1 pseudogene is annotated in these 283 nt (G+C 35.3%); it reads left to right on the top strand.

The features are described 5' to 3' along the window. Positions 1-187: 187 nt before the first annotated feature. Positions 188-283, top strand: a pseudogene (locus SAZ04_RS21835) (VOC family protein); the annotation flags it as partial.

The raw sequence follows: 283 nt of genomic DNA, 5'->3' as shown, positions 1-283 counted from the left end.
AAAAAGTCGTGATATACGGCTATTTGTCATGCGTACCGGTAAGGTGCGCTTATTTTTTATAATTCGGGCTTACGGAAGAAAGAAGTGTGTGATTCCAATGAGGCTTGGTTTGACAATATATTTTAAACACTGGGGAAAATGGTGAGGTAAATAATATTTATTACTTTGTAAAAGGAGTGTGTGCATTATGGTTAGCGTAGAACTTGATATGGTTGTGAAAGATAGCTTAAAAGCATTGGAATTATACGAAAATATATTTGATATCGAGCGTGTGGAGGTTTCA

It is taken from the genome of Halalkalibacter lacteus, from assembly GCF_036663595.1.
Lineage (GTDB): Bacteria > Bacillota > Bacilli > Bacillales > Bacillaceae_D > Halalkalibacter > Halalkalibacter lacteus.
This window is presented reverse-complemented; position numbering and strand designations above follow the sequence as displayed.